Below are 19,861 nucleotides of genomic sequence, written 5' to 3' on the forward strand. Positions count from 1 at the left end.
ATGAAGGGATATAATCGGTTAGAACAGATTATGGATTATCTGAAAGGGCATAATCTGGCGACGGTAGAACAGTTGGTTGCCGTGACGGGCGCCTCTCCGGCGACTATTCGTCGCGATCTGATTAAACTCGATCAGGAAGGCGTGATCAGCCGTACCCATGGTGGTGTGACGCTTAACCGATTTATCCCATCGCAGCCTACTACGCATGAGAAAATGCAACGCAGCCTGCAAGAAAAACAAGCGATCGCCAGCGCGGCAGCAAGCCTGGTGAAGGCAGGGGATTCTATTGTTCTGGATGCAGGTACGACAATGATTGAACTGGCTCGTCAGCTCACCCATCTGCCGCTGCGGGTCATCACCAGCGATCTGCACATCGCACTTTTTTTCTCCGAGTTTAAACAAATTGAAGTGACGATCATTGGCGGGCGGATTGATGACTCCAGCCAGTCATGCATCGGCGAGCATGGGCGTAAACTGTTGCAGAGCGTCTGGCCGGATATCGCGTTTTTAAGCTGTAACGGTTGGGATCTGGCGCGTGGGATCACCGCGCCGACGGAAGAGAAGGCCGGGGTAAAACGTGACCTGATTGCCAACGCCAGTCGCCGGGTACTGCTGGCAGACAGTTCAAAATATGGCGCGTGGTCATTGTTTAATGTTACCCATTTGAATGCGCTGACGGATATTGTGACCGATGCCCGGCTCAATGAGGGCGTGCGCGAGCAACTAGAACAGTTACCCTGCCAACTGACGATTGCCAGTTAATCCCTATTCTGCGACAACTGGGGGTTCAAGATCTCAATAAACGCTTCCAGTTGCCTCGTCATTGCGCCTCTGCGCCAGACCAGCCACGTATTCAGCCAGCGCCAGTTTTCGCTTAGCGCCCAGGCGTTGACCTGATGATGCCCAGGCATGCTCTCCAGCATCGAGCGCGGGATCAGCGCGATACCCGCGCCGGCAATAACGCAGGCCAGCATTCCGTGATACGACTCCATTTCATGAATGGTGCCGGGCATTGCGCGATCGGCATGAAACCAGCTTTCAAAGTGGCGGCGATAGGAACAGTTGGCGCGAAAGGCGTAAATACTACAACCGTTAACATCACTGGCCCGCTGGATGGGAGGGTGACCGTGCGGCGTGACAATCATCATCTCTTCACGGTAGACCGGCATTCCTTCAAGGCCAGGATGGGTAATCGGACCGTCAACAAAGGCGGCGTTCAGCGTCCCCTCGAGCACACCATCCAGCATCGTGCCCGAAGGGCCTGTCGCCAGCGCAAACTGAATTTTGGGGTAACGCTGGTTATATTCCGCCAGCGTGGCGGGGATTCGCACAGCGGCAGTACTTTCCAGCGAGCCAAGAGAGAACAACCCCTGAGGTTCATCCCCGGCGACGACCATTCTCGCTTCCTCAACCAGTGCGAGGATCCGCTGGCTGTAGCGCAAAAAGTTGTGCCCGGATGGGGAAAGTCGCAGACGCTGGTTTTCACGAATAAACAGATCGACGCCAAGGTCGGCTTCAAGCTGGCGAATGCGGGTGGTGAGATTAGATGGCACGCGATGCACCTTCGCAGCGGCCTGCGTAATACTGCCGGTCTCTGCGACGGCATTGAACATTTCCAGTTGCGTCAGATCCATGGTGTTCTCTATTCGTGAATGGTGTGGTTAATATTATTCATTTTTCAGAAAGAGTAAATATGCGCATGATATAACCATACCCTGCGATGAAGAGAGGCAACTATGACTATCACAGCAGCAACACATGCGATTTCCGTTAATCCTGCTAATGGAGAAAGGCTGGCAGCGATGCCATGGGCGAGCGCTGAAGAGATTGCACATGCGCTGAGCCTTGCTGCGAAAGGCTACAGCGAATGGAAACATACTTCCGTTGAACACCGTGCGCAAACGCTGCGTGATATTGGGCAGGCTCTGCGTCATCGTGCGGAAGAGATGGCGCAATGTATTTCCCGTGAAATGGGCAAACCCATCAAGCAGGCACGGGGTGAAGTTGCCAAATCGGCCGCATTGTGCGACTGGTACGCCGAACATGGCCCGGCGATGCTCAATCCGGAACCTACGCTGGTGGAAAACAATCAGGCTGTGATTGAGTATCGCCCCGTAGGAACCATTCTGGCGATCATGCCGTGGAACTTCCCACTCTGGCAGGTACTGCGTGGCGCCATTCCAATTCTGTTGGCCGGAAATGGCTACCTGTTAAAGCATGCACCGAATGTAACCGGCTGTGCTGCGATTATCGCCCAGGTATTTGCTGATGCGAATGTTCCTGCCGGGGTTTACGGTTGGGTGAATGCCGACAACGCTGGGGTAAGTCAGATGATCAATGACCCGCGTATTGCGGCGGTAACGGTGACGGGCAGTGTTCGTGCCGGTGCGGCGATTGGCGCTCAGGCAGGGGCGGCGTTGAAGAAATGTGTGCTTGAGCTGGGTGGTTCCGATCCGTTTATTGTCCTTAATGATGCTGATCTTGACCTGGCCGTTAAGGCGGCAGTTGCCGGGCGTTACCAGAACACTGGGCAGGTGTGTGCGGCAGCGAAGCGTTTCATTATTGAAGAAGGTATTGCGGCAGAATTTACGGCTCGTTTTGTCGCGGCCGCGAGCGCGCTCAAAATGGGCGATCCGCTGAACGAAGAAAACGATCTGGGTCCGATGGCGCGATTTGATCTGCGTGATGAGCTTCATCAGCAGGTTGAAGCCTCCCTTGCTGAAGGAGCGCGATTACTTCTCGGCGGGGAAAAAATTGCAGGCCACGGCAATTACTATGCTGTGACGGTACTGGGTGATGTCACTCCAGAGATGACGGCTTTTCGTCAGGAGCTGTTTGGCCCGGTTGCAGCGATTACCGTGGCAAAGAATGCGGAACATGCCTTAGCACTGGCAAATGATAGTGATTTCGGTTTATCCGCCACGGTGTTCACCGCAGATGAAGCGCTGGCGCAGAATATGGCGTCACGCCTGGAATGTGGAGGCGTATTCATCAATGGCTTCAGTGCCAGCGATGCCCGTGTTGCATTTGGCGGCGTGAAGAAAAGTGGTTTTGGCCGCGAGCTCTCTCACTTTGGCCTGCATGAGTTCTGTAACGTGCAGACCGTCTGGAAAAACCGCCTCTGATGGTGTGGGTGCCTCCATCGGGGGCACCTGTCTTATTTCTGCAATTTTTCTGTCATTTACTCTCCGTATATTCGCGTCTAACGCTTTGATACAGAAGAGTAATATGAACATAACGCAAATTTTTCAACGTCTGATCCCCCGTCAGTTTGGTTTGTTAACTGGTATTTTCTGCATAATTGCACTGTTCTCTGTATTGCAGGTCGCGTCCTCTTTGATGCTCTCGGCCTCAGTCAGCGACGCGCAGCATAATGAAGGTCGTAATCAGCTCGCGCTAATACAGCAGGCGAAGATCGATGAAGCGAGGGTGGCATTATTGTCTGCCAGCGATCTGCTTAACCGGGCTGGAGTTTATTTTATGCAGGATGCCGCCACCGGCTCTGATGGAAGTTGGCGGCCATTAATGGAGGAGGCTCATCGGGCGCTGACACAGTCAAAAACCGCATGGGATGCATGGAGTCATTTAAAACCGCAGCCGGATCCAGAACTCACGGAGAGCTATCAGCGCTTTTATAGCGGCATTCAGGAACAGGCGGACGGGCTGATGCAGTCCGGTTCGATTGACGCTTTTTTTGCCGTGCCCGTACAGGCGTTTCAGTCAGATTTTAACGACAACTACGCCCGCTTTCAGCAGGAAAGTGGGCGACATGCGGAAGTTGGGCGTCAGCAATTGTTGACCAGTCTTGAGCGTTTACAGCATCTGTTTTTGTTTATTCCTCTGGTGCTGGTGGTTATCGCTGTGCTGGTCTGGCGCAGTATGTCTCGTTGGGTGATAACACCGCTGCGACGGCTGATCGATCATATCGATATTTTAGCGGCAGGCGATCTTTCCCGACCAGCTCCGCAGGTGAGTCAGTTCAATCGGGAAGTGATGCAATTAAGTTTGCGAATTGCTGCAATGCAGCAGGGACTCTGCGCGCTGGTACAGCAGGTGAATGACGCCACAACCGCAATGGTGGGGAACATCAGCGAACTTGCGCAAAATAATAAGCAGTTGTATCAGCAATCGGCGAAGCAAAGTGAAGAGTTGAGTACCGTGACTTCGCATATTGGTTTTCTTGAAACGCATGTTGAGGATAACAGTGGCTTTGCTCAACTGGCGAATCAGCGTGCTGTGCAGGCCCGTGATATTGCGGCGGGCGGAGACCGAATGATGGCGACGGTAAATGCGTCAATGCAGGCGATTGTGACGCGCTCGTCTGAAATGCGCGGAATTATAACGCTAATCGACAACATCGCGTTTCAGACAAACATCCTCGCACTGAACGCGGCAATCGAGGCTGCACATGCTGGGGAACAAGGGCGCGGGTTTGCAGTGGTCGCCAAAGAAGTTGGACTTCTGGCGCGAAAAAGCGGTCAGTCGACGCAGAATATTCAGGCGCTCATTCAACACTCTTTACAGGGCATTGAAGAGGGCTTTCATGCCGTAAACGGGCTGGATGAGAATCTACAGCAGGTTATTTCGCTGGTGGAAAACCTCGGCGCATTGCTGAACGATATTTCGGCGGCAACGTTAAATCAGGGGGACAGTATTCACCAGTTGACTCGTAAGCTTCATGTTCTGAACGGAGAGGCCCGGCAAACCAGCGATCTGGTGAATGCCGCATCCAATTCTTCCTTGCAGCTACATCATGAATCTCACCAGCTTATGCAGGCAGTGGCCAGATTCCGCCTTCCGGCCTGACGCTGCGTATTCAGCTCTGTTATACTCGCAGGCCTTTCATACCTGCGAGCAAGGAGCATGTTGTGGCCAGGGCCATGGACAATTCAATTTTAGAGACCATTGTGCAGCAGGTTCGTCCGCTGATTGGTCAAGGTAAAGTCGCTGATTACATTCCTGCATTAGCTTCCGTGGACGGTTCAAAACTGGGTATTGCCATTTGCACCGTCGATGGACAGCACTATCAGGCGGGGGATGCGCAAGAGCGCTTTTCTATTCAGTCAATTTCAAAGGTGCTCAGTCTGGTCGTGGCGATGCGTCATTATCAGGAGGATGAGATCTGGCAACGTGTCGGCAAAGATCCATCCGGTCATCCTTTTAATTCCCTGGTACAGCTGGAAATGGAACAGGGGATCCCGCGTAATCCCTTCATCAATGCCGGGGCGCTGGTGGTTTGCGACATGCTGCAAGGGCGACTGAGCGCACCGCGTCAACGGATGCTGGAAGTGGTTAGGGCATTAAGCGGCGTATCGGATATCGCCTATGATTCGACAGTGGCGCGTTCTGAGTTTGAGCACTCGGCGCGTAACGCGGCTATCGCCTGGCTGATGAAATCATTTGGCAATTTCCATCATGATGTGACCACCGTTTTACAAAATTACTTTCACTATTGTGCGTTGAAAATGAGCTGTGTAGAACTGGCGCGTACGTTCGTCTTTCTGGCGAATCAGGGACATGCCTTTCATCTTGCGGAGCCCGTGGTTACGCCCATGCAGGCCAGGCAGATCAACGCGTTGATGGCTACCAGTGGCATGTATCAGAACGCAGGGGAATTTGCCTGGCGAGTAGGTTTACCGGCGAAATCTGGCGTTGGCGGCGGTATAGTGGCTATCGTTCCCCACGAGATGGCGATTGCCGTCTGGAGTCCGGAACTGGATCCTGCGGGAAATTCGCTGGCGGGTATCGCCGTGCTGGAGCAATTAACACAACAACTGGGGCGCTCGGTTTACTGATGAATACGCTCGGTCCTCTTTTTGCCAGGCTGGCGAAATCAACGTTTCGCTCGCGGTTTCGTCTTGGTCAGAAAGAAAGGCAGTATTGTCTGGATAAAGGTGCGCCAGTTATCGAGCAACACGCTGCGGATTTTATTGCCAAACGGCTGGCTCCGGCGTTACCGGTCAATGATGGTAAGCAGACGCCCATGCGTGGGCATCCGGTCTTTATCGCTCAACATGCTACGGCCACCTGTTGTCGGGGCTGTCTGGCGAAATGGCATGATATTCCTCAGGGTGTCGCGCTTAACGATGAGCAGCAACGTTACGTTGTCACGGTTATTTATCACTGGTTAGTGCTTCAAATGAATAAGCCATAGATAACATAATCCTATGATATGTCTCCTTGTGTTGTGCTTTTGTTAAAAGCAGTATAAGGGGTCAATCTAAGGAGAAAAAATGGCTACCTGCAAACCCTGCTTTGTGATGAGTTCGGCACAGATTCTGTCGAGAATCGACGAGCTCAGCGACATCCTTGAAACATGCGTCAATGACGGCGCCTCTGTCAGCTTTATGCTGCCTTTTACGAGTGAAAAGTCACGACCTTTCTGGATGAGCGTCGCGCAAAGTGTCGACCGTGGAGAAAGGATTGTTCTGGGGGCACAGGACGCACAGGGTGTTCTAGTTGGTACCGTCCAGCTCATTATCGATCAACCCGAAAACCAACCCCATCGTGCAGATGTCGCCAAACTACTGGTTCACACCTCTGCGCGACGGGGCGGTGTGGCTCGGGAATTGATGAACGGACTCGAACGTTGCGCGCATCAACAAGGCAAGACGCTGCTGGTGCTTGATACGGCCACGGGCAGTTCCGCTGAGTTGTTCTACCACAATTGCGGATGGCAAAAAGTTGGGGTGATACCCGACTATGCCAAAATGCCCGACGGGACGCTGACCGGGACCACACTTTTCTATAAAACGCTCTAATTTGTTATCGGGAATTGATCAAAACAGGGTTTCAATGTATTAAAGTTTGCTAACCTATTGGACCAATTCAATCAGGTTGTATGACTAATCATAAAGGGAACCCATTGTGCAAACACTAAATCGTCGCGATTTCCCCGGTGCTCAGTATCCTGAACGCATCATTCAGTTTGGTGAAGGAAACTTCCTGCGCGCCTTCGTTGACTGGCAGGTTGATCTGCTGAATGAGCATACCGATCTGAACGCAGGTGTGGTCATTGTTCGTCCTATCGAAAGTACCTTCCCACCATCGCTGAGTACACAGGATGGTCTCTACACCACCATTATTCGTGGCTTGAATGAGAAGGGCGATGCCGTAAGTGATGCTCGTTTAATTCGTTCAGTTAACCGCGAAATCAGCGTCTATAGCGAATACGATGAGTTCCTGAAGCTGGCGCATAATCCAGATATGCGTTTTGTTTTTTCCAACACCACTGAAGCAGGCATCAGCTACCACGCGGGCGATAAGTTTGAGGATGCACCGGCGGTGAGTTATCCCGCTAAACTGACCCGACTGCTGTTCGAGCGGTTCAGCCATTTTAATGGTGCGTCGGATAAAGGCTGGATTATCATCCCTTGCGAACTGATTGATTACAATGGTGATGCGCTGCGTGAACTGGTCCTGCGCTACGCTCAGGAGTGGGCGCTACCGGAAGCATTTATTCAGTGGCTGGATCAAGCCAACGCATTTTGTTCCACGCTGGTGGACCGCATTGTTACCGGTTATCCGCGTGACGAAGTAGCGCAACTTGAAGCTGAGCTTGGCTATCATGATGCATTCCTGGATACGGCTGAGCACTTCTATCTGTTTGTCATTCAGGGGCCAAAGTCATTAGCCGCCGAACTGCGTCTGGATAAATATCCGCTCAATGTCCTGATTGTTGATGACATCAAACCGTACAAAGAACGGAAAGTGGCCATTCTCAACGGCGCGCACACCGCACTGGTTCCTGTTGCCTGGCAGGCAGGGCTCGATACTGTTGGTGAGGCGATGAATGACGCAGAGATTTGCGCCTTCGTTGAAAAAGCTATTTATGAAGAGATCATTCCGGTACTGGATTTACCTCGCGATGAGCTGGCATCTTTCGCCAGCGCGGTGACCGGTCGATTCTGCAATCCGTACATTAAGCATCAGCTGCTGTCGATTGCCCTGAACGGCATGACTAAATTCCGTACCCGTATATTGCCGCAGTTGCTGGCAGGGCAACAGGCCAGCGGCAAACTGCCGGCGCGCCTGACGTTTGCGCTTGCCGCGCTGATTGCCTTTTATCGTGGAGAGCGTAACGGTGAGTCATATCCGGTTCAGGATGATGCGCACTGGGTGGAGCGCTTTCAACAGCTTTGGTCCCAGCATCATGACCGCCAGATAAACACCGAAGATCTGGTTAAATCTGTACTGGGCGTTAAAGAGCACTGGGAGCAGGACCTGACTCAGGTTTCTGGGCTGGTGGAGCAGGTTTCTGCCGATCTGGATACCATTCTGGCAAAAGGCATGCGTGAAGCCGTTAAACCACTGTGCTAAGAAAACAGCCCGGCTCAGGCCGGGTTTTTTGCAAAACAATTATTAGTTACAACATACTATTGTATGTTAAATACTAAGCCATTCTGTAACTCAGGTGCGGGAATTGTCTGGCAGGAAAAAGATGTTTAGTTAATGTTGCGATTAACTTGCAACATTGATCACTATCGCGTCTAATGTGACGGGTTTCACATTTTTCCGAAGATAACCATGATCGTTCGCCCCCAACAACACTGGCTACGCCTGATTTTCGTCTGGCATGGTTCCGTATTATCAAAAATCTTTTCACGTCTGTTGCTGAACTTCCTGCTCTCCATCGCCGTTATTATCATGCTTCCGTGGTATACGATGCTGGGTATTAAATTTACTCTGGCGCCGTTCAGCATTCTCGGCGTGGCTATTGCTATCTTTTTAGGCTTTCGCAATAACGCCTGCTATTCACGTTACGTTGAGGCCCGCCACCTTTGGGGGCAGTTGATGATTGCTTCCCGATCGCTTTTACGAGAGGTAAAGACCACCTTACCGGATGACGTCGAACTGGGGCAGTTTGTTCGTCTGCAAATCGCGTTTGCCCACTGTTTACGCATGACTTTACGCCGAAAACCGCAGGCAGCGCCGTTGGCGAAGTACCTCAGCGAGAAAGATCTGCAGACGGTATTTGCCTCACAATCACCGGCAAACCGCATATTGTTGCTGATGGGGGAGTGGTTGGCCGTGCGCAGGCGTAATGGACAACTATCAGATATATTATTCCATAGTTTAAACAATAGGTTAAATGATATGTCTGCGGTGCTGGCAGGTTGTGAGCGGATTGCGAATACTCCGGTCCCGTTTGCGTATACTTTGATCCTTCATCGCACGGTGTACCTGTTTTGTATCATGTTGCCATTCGCCTTAGTGGTGGATCTGCACTACATGACACCTTTCATTTCAGTGCTTATTTCCTACACTTTTATTTCGCTCGACACGCTTGCAGAAGAACTGGAAGATCCGTTTGGCACAGAGAACAACGACCTGCCGCTGGATGCGATTTGCAATGCTATCGAAATCGATTTACTGCAAATGAACGATGAAACAAATGTGCCAGCAAAACACATGCCGGATAAACATTATCAACTCACTTAGCGACGTTCGTTTTGCCACCAGGCGGGTTGCATATCGGAAAACGAATGAAACTCTGGGGCCAGATCTTCATCGTTAGGATCGTCAAAAGCTCCGGCTAAAAGTGCAATTACCGGGGCGTCATCAATGGCGCCCACGGAACTCCCGCACTGAGGGCAAAAGGCCCGACTGGTCGTTTCAGATGAGCGCCAGGTTGTCGGTTTTCCGGCTTTTCCCGTCCATTCTACATTTTCTGCAGCAAACTCAATCCAGACGACGGTCGGCACGCCAGTATGTTTCCGGCATATATCGCAGGAACAGGTATGGGAATTATTAGGACTGCTGGCAGTGAAGCGGATCGAGCCACACAGACACCCACCAATGTAGACTTTAGACATAACAACTCCCGTCAGAAATACGTGGCAAGACACTAGCAGATGCACGCCATTGCCACTAGAACCTTATAATAAAAAGGCGAGGGCGCGCATAGACGATAGTTCATTCCTGTGATCTGTCTGATGATTAACGCTTAACTATTGCGTCTGGCAACCATAAACATTCGCGGAAACGCCAGTAAAATTTTGCCATTTTCCTGTAATGGATATTGCTCCTGCAGGAGTTCGTGGTAGCGCGCCAGGTACTGGCGTTGCTCTCTTTCGCTCAAATCCTGCAACCAGGGGCGCAGGCCTGTAGAACTTACCCAGTCGATAATCGCCTGATGAGAATCCATAATGTGATAATACGTTGTGCGCCAGATATCTACCTCACAACCTGCCTCGCTCAAGATATCATAGTAGGCGTGTACGCCTGGAAGTGGCGTCCGGCCCCGGTCGGGATAACCCTGTTCATAAGCTACTTCGCGCATCAGAACATGCGTGGGTTCCAGCCAGTTATCCGGCATTTGCACGGCCAAAACGCCGTTGCGACCAAGAAGCGATACCAGATTTGGCAACAGTTCATAGTGATTGGGTACCCACTGTAATGACGCATTGGCATAAAGCAGATCTACGGGATGCTCTACCTGGAACTTACTGATATCCGCTTCAATAAAACGGCATGTCGGTAATACGTTTCGCGCCTCATTAAGCATGGCGGGTGAGGAATCAACTCCGGTTATTACAGCCGAGGGCCAGCGCTGATATAGCAATGCCGTACTGTTTCCCGGACCACAGCCAAGATCGACGACTGAACGGACACTCTCTAACGCCACTCTGCTGAGTAATTCCGCAGCGGGTCTTGAACGTTCAGTTTCATATTGCAGATAAAGCGAAGGGTTCCAGTCGGCCATGAATGAATCTCCAGTATGAGAGAAAAAGGCGGAAAGGGTGCATAAATCCTTGCCGATGAGCCATTTCTTTTAGAAGATTATATGAAAATGAAAGATAAGGGCAGAAATATGCTGGAAACATCGAGACTGGTTTTACGCCAGTGGGAAGCCAAAGACAGAGCCCCGTTTGCTGCGCTAAATGCCGATCCGGACGTGATGCGTTTCTTTCCGACTCCGCTGCAACGAACGGAAAGCGACAACCTGGCTGCAAGGTTCGAGGAAGGCATTACAGAGCGCGGTTGGGGATTCTGGGTCGTTGAACTTAAAGAAACACACCAGTTTGTGGGGTGTGTAGGTTTACATCCACAGCCTGATAAATTTCACTTTTCACCCTGTACCGAAATAGGCTGGCGTCTGGCTAAAGACTACTGGCACCAGGGGCTGGCATTGGAAGCCGCCGAGGCATGCCTGACGTTTGCTTTCGAGGAGCTGGGGTTAAGTGAGGTGGTTTCATTTACTTCCGTACTGAATAAACCGTCAGAGCGCCTGATGATACGGTTGGGCATGAATAAGACTGAAGAGTTCCTGCATCCCGCGTTGCCGTCTGATCATCGGCTAGCACAACACGTCCTGTATCGTCTTTGCCGATAATTAGTCAGACTATTTTGAACCCTTCCTCATATCAGAAAAAATAACTAAGCCTATTCCAGCTAAAATAATAATGCTTGCAAGAAGGATCCTGGCGGTGAGCGTTTCACCCAAAAACACGATCCCGCCGAGCGTGGCGAGACAAGGAACGCTGAGCTGGATGGTACTGGCCGTCGTGGCTTTGAGCAACGGAAGAAGCGAGTACCAGAGCAGGTAAGCGCCTCCCGATGTTAGTGCGCCTGATAATACTCCCAGCATTATTCCGTTTATATCAATGTGAAGATGGGTATGAAAGATGAGGGGAATAATCAGTGCAACCGGGACCGTCAGGATGAAATTACCACTCGTTGAGGCTACGGCATGCGTGATTTTTTTCCCTGCGATACTGTACATAGCCCAGGCAACACCGGAAATAATCATCATGACTGAGGCATACAAGGAAGGCCGCTCAGCACCAGGAAGTAGCAATATCGCTATTCCAACCAATGCTCCCAGAATCCCTGTTATTTTTAATATTACGAGTTTTTCTTTCTGAACTAATCCCCATACCGTCATGACGAGCTGAACGGTACCAAAGAGCAGCAGGGCGCCGGTGCCGGTATTGAGCGAAACATAGGCAACGGAGAATGAGAAAACATAAATGCAAAGTAGCAGGGCGTTTAACCATCTAAACTCTATTTTTTTACTCTCAGATGCTATCGTGATGAATAAATAAAGGGCAATCGCACCACTGATTAACCTGAGACTGCTAAAAGAAATGGCATCGGCGTGCATACCCTTTAGCGCGATTCGGCAAAGCACTGAATTTCCTGCAAATGCGCTCATTGCGATAACGATTTTGATAAGCAAGTTAGCGTCCTCAATCTAATACAACAGTCAGTGCCGGTGCCGGTGTTCAGGTTTCAAAAACAGGTGTATTGATCGATGTATTTACCCACATCTACGACGTTGTTCGTTTCAGGATCGACATTGAGAACCACAAAACGCGTTTGCGGACAAAATTGCTCAGCACTTTTCTTGCTGCATTCAGTTTGCAGCCATCGATGTTGACCATAATCGGTGACAACCGTATTGAGATTGCTATATTCGCTGCATACAAAACCTTTTTCAGTCGCTCTTTGTCTCGCGGCATCCAGACTCAGACCAACAACATTCAGGCTGTCGACTTCTTTGGCATGTGCGCTGTCGGAAACGCGGGTCAATACGCATCCCGTTAGCGTACAGGCAAAGAGCAGTAAGAGTGCCAGGCGTTGGATGGGTTGAGCATTTTTATTACGCATTGTCTGGATAGTGGTCAATTTTATTACCGTTTTTCTGAAAGTGAGCGATGCCTCATGGAGCAGTATATAACGATTACATGCATCTGCTTTAGAATCGCCGACATGCTGCTTTCCGTTTTTAAATGAAACATTTCAATGCCGGGACGCACAGAATAAATAAGGGAGATAGATATCAGTTAGGTCGCGGCGCTTTAAACAACGGTTCGACATCATTATTGAGCAGCACAAGGACTACCATAAAACCTTAGATTCTTCCTCATTCCATCTTAGTGCGCATAATGTATATTATGTTAAATGCAAAATAATGGTCTCTCAGTTCATGGCCCTCAGCATATGGTGCTCACTCGCGTGCTTACCCTTCCCCAATCCGGCTTCGGTTAAAGCGAATAAGTTTTCTATCCGTTCTGGTGCCGGAAACATGGCGTGAGTTTCTGTTCGTCGAACTCATACATGCGGTCCTGGCCACCAACTGTCTGCCAGCAATCTTCACAGAATCCTTTAATGAAACTAACTTCAGCGTAAAATCGCTTCTGCTATTTGTTCCTGCTCATCAATGCGCTGAGCAACCCGTGTGTTTGCTTGCGGCTGCTGCGGTAAAGCTTCAGTCAGATCCTTCGAATAAAAACTCGTTTGATATCTATAGTATCTCTAATGCGATGTCCGCTGTTACGAATTAGCCCGACCCGGCTATCATTTGGATACATTTTCAAGGGTTGGTAACGGTGATGATAAACGACAAGGTCAAAGCTATAGTCGCATTTTAACGTGGAGGCGGTTTTTGATTCCCGGGAAAAGAACGCTCTGACTCATCCTGTGGGCAAACAGTGAACATGACTGTCTGCTTTGAGTGTAAAACAGACAGTCACCTGGATTTTCTACGTAAACTTTATCTATTTCTTATAATCAATGCATCTGGCTGGATGTTTTTATAACAAATTTGTAAGTTCAAAATCAGCCACAATGACACTTCCCTTTTAATTTACAATTAAAGGTTTGCAACGTTATGATATACTTTTTGAACATCATCGTCAGCCTCAAGAGCGTCAACGAGTCCTTCAAAGATTTCTAAATCTTCAGGTGAAAGTTCAATTTCTGATTGAGCAATCATTTCTAATTCTGTTGTTGAGAACTCAGTAATGCCAGCTTCTTTTAAAGCAGCAATTCCTTTGTGGAGATCTGTAGATTCAGTATAAACAACGATGTTCCCTTCTTCTTCGGTTACATCGCGGACATCTACTTCGGCATTCAGCAAAACTTCAAAAATATGGTCAGGGTCTGTTCCTTTAAATACAATCACCCCGGTATTGTCAAACATATAGCTGACTGCACCTGCTGCTCCAATGTTTGCCCATTTACGTCCCACTGGAATGGTCTCCTCAAAAATTCATTTATGCTACGGACAGGTTAATAACCTGCATATTTTTCCGCCGCATTATATCATGATACACAAACTCTCGTCCATGAAAACAAAAATATACAGATTATATGGTGTGTTACTTTAATTACATTAATTATTAACATTATGGATAAAATATTTCCACATTATATTTTAGATCTTTTATATTCTTAATAATTGAACCGCAGCAATAATAAAAAACCCGTCATTGCTGACGGGTTATTACATGATTTCTATCTACAATTAAGGTGTCACAATGTTAAACCAGAAATCAAAACTGTCTAAATATCCGACGAACTCGTCAAGTTTGGCGTGATTGCCAGTGATCTGTACCTCACCCTTCTCTTCCGCTTGCTTCAGCGATTCTTCCTTCAGGATAATTTTGTTCAACGTCGCCCGATTCAGCGTAATGGAGGCATCAGCATGACTGGCCTGAGTATCAGCACTATGGTTAAGAACACCGTTTTCCAGTTCCAACTTGTATTTACCACCGTCAGCGCCTAAATCAACGTTGAAGATCGCCTGCGCATTTGCCGCTTTTTCGCCATTAATATGTACAGCCAGATAATCGAAGAACATTTCCGGCGACATAGCTTTAACCGTATCCGGGCTGGCGGTATTGGGGGTTGCGCCTTTTACCACACCGTTGCGTAATTCTTGCGCACCAGTCAGATAAAAATTACGCCATGGGCCGGACTCTGCCTGGTAACCCATCTGCTCAAGAGCATCGGCTTCCAGATTACGAGCCTCTTTATTGCTCGGATCCGCAAAGACGATATTGTTAGTCACCTGCGCCACCCAACGGTAATTACCGTGGGCATAATCCGCTTTTGCTTTTTGCATGATGGCATCGGCCCCTCCCATATAATCGACATATTTCTTCGCGGCATCTACTGGCGGTAGTTCGTTCAGCGTTGCCGGGTTACCGTTGAACCAACCGAGGTAAAAGACATAAGTTGCTTTCACGTCATGGCTAACGGAACCATAGTATCCGCGGCTGGCCCATGATTTTTCCAGACCAGACGGCAGTTTGAAGTTAGCGGCGATTTCGTCACGAGTCAGACCCTGGTTAGCCATTCGTAATGTCTGATCGTTGATGTAACGGTACATATCGCGCTGGCTCTTCATTAACTTCACAACATTTTCATTACCCCAGGTTGGCCAGTGGTGCTGAGCAATAATAATGCTCGCCTTACCTCCCCAGCGGCCAATAACGTCATTGATATATTTTGACCATGCCAGCGGATCGCGGATCTTCGCGCCCCGCAGCGAATAGGTGTTATGCAGCGTGTGGGTTACATCTTCAGCGGCCTCAATCATTCCCTTCTCTTCTACATACCACAGCATTTCAGAGGGCGCTTCTGAACCCGGCGCCATCATGAAATCATAGGTTAGACCGTCGATAACTTCTTTCTGCCCGGTGTGGGTAATGTAATTAGTAGGTTCAATCAGCGTCACCGTACCCGCAGAGGTTGTCGTACCAAGGCCTGCACCTACCTGACCTTTTGCATCCGGTTTTAACAGATTGCCATACATATAACTGGCCCGGCGACTCATGGCGTTACCTGCCATAATATTTTCAGATACGGCCTCCTTCATAAAACCAGCCGGTGCATATACCTTCACTTTGCCGGATTTAACATCAGCTTCATCCACGACACCACGTACGCCGCCGTAGTGGTCAACATGGCTGTGCGTATAAATGACGGCAACAACGGGTTTTTTACCGCGATTTTCATAATAAAGATCCATTCCGACTTTTGCCGTTTCTGCCGATACCAGCGGATCAATGACCGTAATTCCCTCTTTCCCCTCCATTATGGTCATATTCGAGAGATCCAGATTACGGATTTGATATACACCATCGGTTACCTGGAACAGACCACCGATATTGATCAACTGCGACTGACGCCACAGGCTTGGATTAACCGTAGCGGGAGCTTTTTCGCCTTCCTTGATAAAAGCATATTGCTGCGGATCCCAAACAATGTTCCCTTGCTTTCCTTTGATTAGTTCATCGGGAAGCGGAGCGATAAATCCCTTATGGGCATTTACGAAATCTGTTTTATCAGTGAATGGCAATTGCCCGTATAAGGCATCATTCGCGCTTTTGGTTTGAGCTGTAGCATCTTTTGCCCCTTCCTGTGCGATTGCAGAAAGTGACATTAACGATGTCGAACAGACACCGGCTAAAGCCAGATAGCTTACTCGTTTATTTAGTTTCATAAATTCTCTGCTAATAATAAATTTTCAAGCAGGATCAAAACTGCTTCATTGATTATTGACATGCATCTGCGATGCGATGTTTATCAGGACGGCGTGATTGAGTATTGAAAGGTTAACATAACCTTATAAGCCAGTATCATTAAAAAATATTTAATTATAAATTTTTATTTAAATAAATCATCCGTAGACAATGGGTTGTTTAAAAAGATAATGACTGGCATCCATTTCCTTAGGTCAATAAATATGCGTGCATTTTATCTATTACTCATCATTGGAACCCTCTCTGGTTGTAGCTCTTCGCCACCGGAGAAAGTAATTAGAATTAATAAAATGATTATTCCTGTTATCCAGAATAACTCCGTGACTAAATCGAGCAGTAATTCGAGATCCTTGTCGTTATATCAAGAAAATAAACTGCAAATTAAAAACGTGGCAAATACGCTAAAAAGTGATTATCTTCATGATGTTAAGCGTAATGAGATGTTTGATGTTCATAGCCAGGCATACCAGGTGTATGCTTCATTATCTAAGCTTGAGCAAATGCAACAGATGAACAATTTTTATTATAAGGAGCATAATCAAACGGGTCTGTTGAGCATCAATCAGTCGGTTAATTCTCTTATTGAATAATAAAAGAGCCTCCTCATTGATGAATGAGGAGGCTCTTAAATATGGGCTGTTTGATTAACTAAGGTTAGTCATGCTGGCCAAAACGATATGACAGCCCCGCCGTAACAGAACTGACATCGCTGGTTGCTCCAATCTGGTTTTCGTTACCGACATTGCTGACCCATTGATACTCAAGGCGCCCTGCCCAATTATTATTAAAGGCATATTCAGTACCTACCGCCACTACCGGACGGACACCGGTATCAAAACGATTATTCCCTTTAATATCGGACTCTGCGCGATATCCCATGGCACCTGCCCGACCATATACATCCCAGGCGTCGTTCAGACCATAACTTGCTTTCAGTGTGAGTTGCAGTCCCTGGCTTTTCATTTGCGAACCTGATGCGCCATTTTTACCATTGAACTGCATATTACCTAAATAATCATAACCACCTTCAACGGCGAGCCATGGTGTAATTTGATAACCGGTGAATACACCGCCACCAACATTATCGCCATCGGTGCCAACATTTCCAAATTTTTCACCGTGATTATTGCTCTGTTGTGTGGTGCTGGAGTCAAAATAGTGTGACCAACCAAATTTTCCGCCAGCATACCAGGTTCCGACATCCGCTGCAGCAAAAGCGGTTGTGGCTGTAAAAGCGTTAGCAATAATAAGTGTAATAAGCGTCTTTTTCATGATTTTCCTATCGAGGCTTTCAGTTACGATTGATACAAATAACGTGTGGCTACAATAGGGTATTTAAGTTGTGGTGATAATTGCTTTTTAATTTATTTTTGGATTTCCTCAAAATCGCTCAGGTAATTTATTGATGGTGGTAAGATATCCCCCGCGTTCAAAATCAATATAGCCTCCTTTTTTTAGGGCTGAAATGACATTTAAAACGCTGCTGCGTGATAAGTGGGTGCGATCCTGAATGTAATCCAAAATAGACATGCGTTTGCGGGTCTCTTCCGGTAACAAAATCATTTCCTCGAGATGGTTTCGTATCACCGAATAGGTACGTTGCTGTACCACTAAATCATCGCGATAAAAGAGATAACCCGTGTGATATGAAAGCACAGCCGCCGCATCTTCCCACAACCCTTGTTGATGGAAGAGCTCTCGCGCTTTATCGGCATCCACGCGTAATATTGTCGACTCGGCTTCTGCGCGTAATAAGTGACCATGAACCGGCTGGATCATCTCGGCAATACCGAACAGATGAGGTTCATAGACAGTCACAATTAACAGGCCATCAGACGAACGTAAAATGGAGAGTTCTCCTTGCAGGAAAAGATATAGCTGAGGCTTATTTTTGTATTTCCACATGATACGGCGTCGAGGTACAACCTTAAGATTTTCTGCAATCGGCTCAAGCACTTGCATTAAACGTTGTATGCTTTGTTCAGGGCGTACCGGGGGTGAAATTTGCATGTTCAAACCTGTATTCTTTTGATTGAGATAACGCTATGATTCTACGTATATTCCATGAAGAATAGTACAGCCTCATATTAAAACCATAGGTTGCGCAATACTAAAAGTACAAATTTATTTTTATTTAAATGATTTTTTTAGAAGGCCACCAGCAGACGGTCACTGAACATTAGTGGATGGATGCTTTGCTATGGTGATTATTGACAATACATAACATTTCGACTTGATAACAACGATGCTAAAACTGATAGCTGTAGTTAACGCTGGCAAACCAAAGCCACGGATTTTTATACTCACCGGCATAGATATCAGATTTAACGCTGGATGACTGCATATGCAAATACTCAACGGCTACCCCGATATTACTGGCTGGGGTAATCTGGTACTGAGCCCCGGTGGCAAATCGCCATTCATCCCCGGTCGGTAACGAAAGCGCGGCATTACTTTGTGTTTTGTACGGTGAACTGTCAAATGCGACCCCGGCATTAATTCGCCACTGCTCATCGGGATGATATTGCACACCCACCGCCGTATGCCATGTATCTTTCAGCCTATTAACACGATCGTCAGATTGACCATTTATTGTAATCTGAGGACTACCAAACTGACTCCAGTCCTGCCAGCCAAGATCCCCCATCACTGACCATCTTCGGTTAATATCGTGAACCACACTAACCATTACCTGCTGTGGCGCGCGGACCTGGGCGGAAATCGGCAGGTCATAGCCAATATTAGGTAGATGTGGGAAACGCGCTTTGCCGTCAATATTGAAATGATAATCAGTCTTGCTGCTCCAGGTTACGCCCGCCCGTGTTTTGTCATTTAAATCCATCAATAAGCCAAGGCGGTAATTCAACGCCCAGTCATGATCGCTTTGTTTTTCATCGCGGCCGTCGACATTTCTTTTTAAAGACAGAAAACCGTAGTTCAAACCCGCAGCAGCACCAACCGACACCTTGTCACTCAGTTTCCATGCAACGCCTGGACTCAGCGTCATCGCAACCAGGGTGCTTTGTTTAATCAACCGATCCCCGGCCCAGTTGCCAAAATCGATACCCAACCCATAGTTGCCATATAATCCCAGCCCGGCTGAAACGGTATCGCTCAGGCGTTGCGCATAAAACATACTGGAATTGGGGAACAGCGTCATTACGTTCCCCGGACTTTGCCTTTCGTCAGCGCTATTGTTCAGCGTATAGGGAATATCTCCCCCCATCGCCTGCAACCCTCCGGTGACCATATGGTCAGACAGACGGGTCATTCCCGCTGGGTTCGTTAAAAGCGTTGAGGCATCCTGAGCGCGAGCGGCCTGCCCTGCACCAGCGAGTGCTGTATCCTCCGTTCCGACTTCATAAAAATAGAGCGTACTGGCGTTACCGAACGCCGAAAAGAGCATTCCGGAAAGAAGAATTATATTTTTTTTCATTGTATTACCTGTCTGGATGGGAACTTAACAAAACGTAGGCCAGTTATCACACAGTATTGATTTACGCTAATAGCATAATCAGGCCTCTGGAATGATGTCGCGTTAAGTTTCATCCAATATTAAATTTTATAATCTGCCCCTGCTCTCTTAA

At 48.3% G+C, this 19,861-nt stretch carries 19 protein-coding genes and 1 pseudogene; 10 read left to right on the plus strand and 10 right to left on the minus strand.

Going from position 1 to position 19,861, the window contains the following annotated elements; translation table 11 throughout:
- Nucleotides 1–762, plus strand: coding sequence for a DeoR/GlpR family DNA-binding transcription regulator (locus OGV94_RS10795; RefSeq protein WP_043016347.1), 762 nt, complete (start codon nucleotides 1–3; stop codon nucleotides 760–762).
- Here OGV94_RS10795 and ptrR read toward each other — a convergent pair.
- Nucleotides 759–1,634, minus strand: a complete 876-nt coding sequence (gene ptrR, locus OGV94_RS10800) for a putrescine utilization regulator PtrR (protein WP_181634691.1) — start codon at nucleotides 1,632–1,634, stop codon at nucleotides 759–761. The genes OGV94_RS10795 and ptrR overlap by 4 nt on opposite strands.
- A 102-nt stretch (nucleotides 1,635–1,736) precedes the next feature.
- Here ptrR and sad point away from each other — a divergent pair, with 102 nt between their 5' ends.
- The 7 genes from sad (at nucleotide 1,737) to OGV94_RS10835 (ending at nucleotide 9,441) form a co-directional block, all read left to right on the plus strand.
- The gene (gene sad / locus OGV94_RS10805) at nucleotides 1,737–3,125 is read left to right on the plus strand and encodes a succinate-semialdehyde dehydrogenase (RefSeq protein ID WP_181231424.1); all 1,389 of its coding nucleotides are present in this window, start codon (nucleotides 1,737–1,739) and stop codon (nucleotides 3,123–3,125) included.
- 103 nt (nucleotides 3,126–3,228) lie between these two features.
- Nucleotides 3,229–4,806: a methyl-accepting chemotaxis protein gene (locus tag OGV94_RS10810; protein ID WP_043016344.1), complete on the plus strand. Its 1,578-nt coding sequence runs from the start codon at nucleotides 3,229–3,231 to the stop codon at nucleotides 4,804–4,806.
- 62 nt (nucleotides 4,807–4,868) lie between these two features.
- A complete protein-coding gene (gene glsB / locus OGV94_RS10815) occupies nucleotides 4,869–5,795 on the plus strand; it encodes a glutaminase B (protein WP_043016343.1) in 927 nt (308 codons plus the stop codon).
- Nucleotides 5,795–6,154, plus strand: a complete 360-nt coding sequence (locus OGV94_RS10820) for a DUF4186 domain-containing protein (RefSeq protein WP_286523308.1) — start codon at nucleotides 5,795–5,797, stop codon at nucleotides 6,152–6,154. The genes glsB and OGV94_RS10820 overlap by 1 nt, the downstream gene beginning before the upstream one ends.
- Nucleotides 6,155–6,233: 79 nt before the next feature.
- The gene (locus OGV94_RS10825) at nucleotides 6,234–6,761 is read left to right on the plus strand and encodes a GNAT family N-acetyltransferase (RefSeq protein WP_075146161.1); all 528 of its coding nucleotides are present in this window, start codon (nucleotides 6,234–6,236) and stop codon (nucleotides 6,759–6,761) included.
- A gap of 106 nt (nucleotides 6,762–6,867) precedes the next feature.
- Nucleotides 6,868–8,319 (plus strand): tagaturonate reductase, encoded by a 1,452-nt coding sequence (locus tag OGV94_RS10830; protein WP_043016340.1) that lies wholly within the window; start codon nucleotides 6,868–6,870, stop codon nucleotides 8,317–8,319.
- A gap of 207 nt (nucleotides 8,320–8,526) precedes the next feature.
- The gene (locus OGV94_RS10835) at nucleotides 8,527–9,441 is read left to right on the plus strand and encodes a bestrophin family protein (protein WP_043016339.1); all 915 of its coding nucleotides are present in this window, start codon (nucleotides 8,527–8,529) and stop codon (nucleotides 9,439–9,441) included.
- Here OGV94_RS10835 and OGV94_RS10840 read toward each other — a convergent pair.
- Together OGV94_RS10840 and tam are read right to left on the minus strand one after the other, a co-directional pair.
- Nucleotides 9,438–9,815 carry a GFA family protein gene (locus OGV94_RS10840; protein ID WP_047411299.1) on the minus strand — a complete coding sequence of 126 codons (378 nt, stop codon included), beginning with the start codon at nucleotides 9,813–9,815 and terminating at the stop codon, nucleotides 9,438–9,440. The two genes, OGV94_RS10835 and OGV94_RS10840, sit on opposite strands and share 4 nt — an antisense overlap.
- A gap of 131 nt (nucleotides 9,816–9,946) precedes the next feature.
- Complete coding sequence (gene tam / locus OGV94_RS10845) at nucleotides 9,947–10,705, minus strand: trans-aconitate 2-methyltransferase (protein ID WP_043016337.1); 759 nt, start codon at nucleotides 10,703–10,705, stop codon at nucleotides 9,947–9,949.
- 108 nt (nucleotides 10,706–10,813) lie between these two features.
- Here tam and OGV94_RS10850 point away from each other — a divergent pair, with 108 nt between their 5' ends.
- A complete protein-coding gene (locus tag OGV94_RS10850) occupies nucleotides 10,814–11,335 on the plus strand; it encodes a GNAT family N-acetyltransferase (RefSeq protein ID WP_087053423.1) in 522 nt (173 codons plus the stop codon).
- A gap of 9 nt (nucleotides 11,336–11,344) precedes the next feature.
- Here OGV94_RS10850 and OGV94_RS10855 read toward each other — a convergent pair whose 3' ends face one another.
- The 4 genes and pseudogenes from OGV94_RS10855 to OGV94_RS10870 all read right to left on the minus strand — a co-directional run bounded on the left by OGV94_RS10855 (nucleotide 11,345) and on the right by OGV94_RS10870 (nucleotide 16,234).
- Nucleotides 11,345–12,181 (minus strand): DMT family transporter, encoded by an 837-nt coding sequence (locus OGV94_RS10855; protein WP_087050559.1) that lies wholly within the window; start codon nucleotides 12,179–12,181, stop codon nucleotides 11,345–11,347.
- A 53-nt stretch (nucleotides 12,182–12,234) separates the two neighbouring features.
- Complete coding sequence (locus OGV94_RS10860) at nucleotides 12,235–12,630, minus strand: hypothetical protein (RefSeq protein ID WP_230586304.1); 396 nt, start codon at nucleotides 12,628–12,630, stop codon at nucleotides 12,235–12,237.
- Between the two features lie 967 nt (nucleotides 12,631–13,597).
- Nucleotides 13,598–13,969: pseudogene (locus tag OGV94_RS10865) on the minus strand (YebC/PmpR family DNA-binding transcriptional regulator); the annotation flags it as partial.
- A 282-nt stretch (nucleotides 13,970–14,251) separates the two neighbouring features.
- Nucleotides 14,252–16,234: an alkyl/aryl-sulfatase gene (locus tag OGV94_RS10870; protein WP_286523314.1), complete on the minus strand. Its 1,983-nt coding sequence runs from the start codon at nucleotides 16,232–16,234 to the stop codon at nucleotides 14,252–14,254.
- Between the two features lie 243 nt (nucleotides 16,235–16,477).
- On the opposite strand from OGV94_RS10870, the gene OGV94_RS10875 reads away from it, so the two are divergent.
- On the plus strand, nucleotides 16,478–16,864 hold the full coding sequence (locus OGV94_RS10875) for a KPN_03583 family lipoprotein (RefSeq protein WP_080625182.1): 387 nt from the start codon (nucleotides 16,478–16,480) through the stop codon (nucleotides 16,862–16,864).
- Between the two features lie 64 nt (nucleotides 16,865–16,928).
- Here OGV94_RS10875 and OGV94_RS10880 read toward each other — a convergent pair whose 3' ends face one another.
- The 3 genes from OGV94_RS10880 to OGV94_RS10890 form a co-directional block, all read right to left on the minus strand.
- Nucleotides 16,929–17,546, minus strand: coding sequence for an outer membrane beta-barrel protein (locus OGV94_RS10880; protein ID WP_047411283.1), 618 nt, complete (start codon nucleotides 17,544–17,546; stop codon nucleotides 16,929–16,931).
- Between the two features lie 108 nt (nucleotides 17,547–17,654).
- Complete coding sequence (locus OGV94_RS10885; RefSeq protein ID WP_075146165.1) at nucleotides 17,655–18,284, minus strand: winged helix-turn-helix transcriptional regulator; 630 nt, start codon at nucleotides 18,282–18,284, stop codon at nucleotides 17,655–17,657.
- A gap of 238 nt (nucleotides 18,285–18,522) precedes the next feature.
- A complete protein-coding gene (locus tag OGV94_RS10890) occupies nucleotides 18,523–19,710 on the minus strand; it encodes an OmpP1/FadL family transporter (protein WP_286523317.1) in 1,188 nt (395 codons plus the stop codon).
- Nucleotides 19,711–19,861 lie beyond the last annotated feature (151 nt).

It is taken from the genome of Citrobacter sp. Ce006 (genome assembly GCF_030336535.1).
Taxonomy (GTDB): domain Bacteria; phylum Pseudomonadota; class Gammaproteobacteria; order Enterobacterales; family Enterobacteriaceae; genus Citrobacter; species Citrobacter europaeus.

Excerpts from the sequence above, each read along its gene's own strand:
- OGV94_RS10795 (WP_043016347.1), top strand. The coding sequence starts at position 1 with ATGAAGGGATATAATCGGTTAGAACAGATTATGGATTATCTGAAAGGG.
- ptrR (WP_181634691.1), bottom strand. The coding sequence starts at position 1,634 with ATGGATCTGACGCAACTGGAAATGTTCAATGCCGTCGCAGAGACCGGC.
- sad (WP_181231424.1), top strand. The coding sequence starts at position 1,737 with ATGACTATCACAGCAGCAACACATGCGATTTCCGTTAATCCTGCTAAT.
- OGV94_RS10810 (WP_043016344.1), top strand. The coding sequence starts at position 3,229 with ATGAACATAACGCAAATTTTTCAACGTCTGATCCCCCGTCAGTTTGGT.
- OGV94_RS10820 (WP_286523308.1), top strand. The coding sequence starts at position 5,795 with ATGAATACGCTCGGTCCTCTTTTTGCCAGGCTGGCGAAATCAACGTTT.
- OGV94_RS10825 (WP_075146161.1), top strand. The coding sequence starts at position 6,234 with ATGGCTACCTGCAAACCCTGCTTTGTGATGAGTTCGGCACAGATTCTG.
- OGV94_RS10835 (WP_043016339.1), top strand. The coding sequence starts at position 8,527 with ATGATCGTTCGCCCCCAACAACACTGGCTACGCCTGATTTTCGTCTGG.
- OGV94_RS10840 (WP_047411299.1), bottom strand. The coding sequence starts at position 9,815 with ATGTCTAAAGTCTACATTGGTGGGTGTCTGTGTGGCTCGATCCGCTTC.
- tam (WP_043016337.1), bottom strand. The coding sequence starts at position 10,705 with ATGGCCGACTGGAACCCTTCGCTTTATCTGCAATATGAAACTGAACGT.
- OGV94_RS10850 (WP_087053423.1), top strand. The coding sequence starts at position 10,814 with ATGCTGGAAACATCGAGACTGGTTTTACGCCAGTGGGAAGCCAAAGAC.
- OGV94_RS10870 (WP_286523314.1), bottom strand. The coding sequence starts at position 16,234 with ATGAAACTAAATAAACGAGTAAGCTATCTGGCTTTAGCCGGTGTCTGT.
- OGV94_RS10875 (WP_080625182.1), top strand. The coding sequence starts at position 16,478 with ATGCGTGCATTTTATCTATTACTCATCATTGGAACCCTCTCTGGTTGT.
- OGV94_RS10880 (WP_047411283.1), bottom strand. The coding sequence starts at position 17,546 with ATGAAAAAGACGCTTATTACACTTATTATTGCTAACGCTTTTACAGCC.
- OGV94_RS10885 (WP_075146165.1), bottom strand. The coding sequence starts at position 18,284 with ATGCAAATTTCACCCCCGGTACGCCCTGAACAAAGCATACAACGTTTA.
- OGV94_RS10890 (WP_286523317.1), bottom strand. The coding sequence starts at position 19,710 with ATGAAAAAAAATATAATTCTTCTTTCCGGAATGCTCTTTTCGGCGTTC.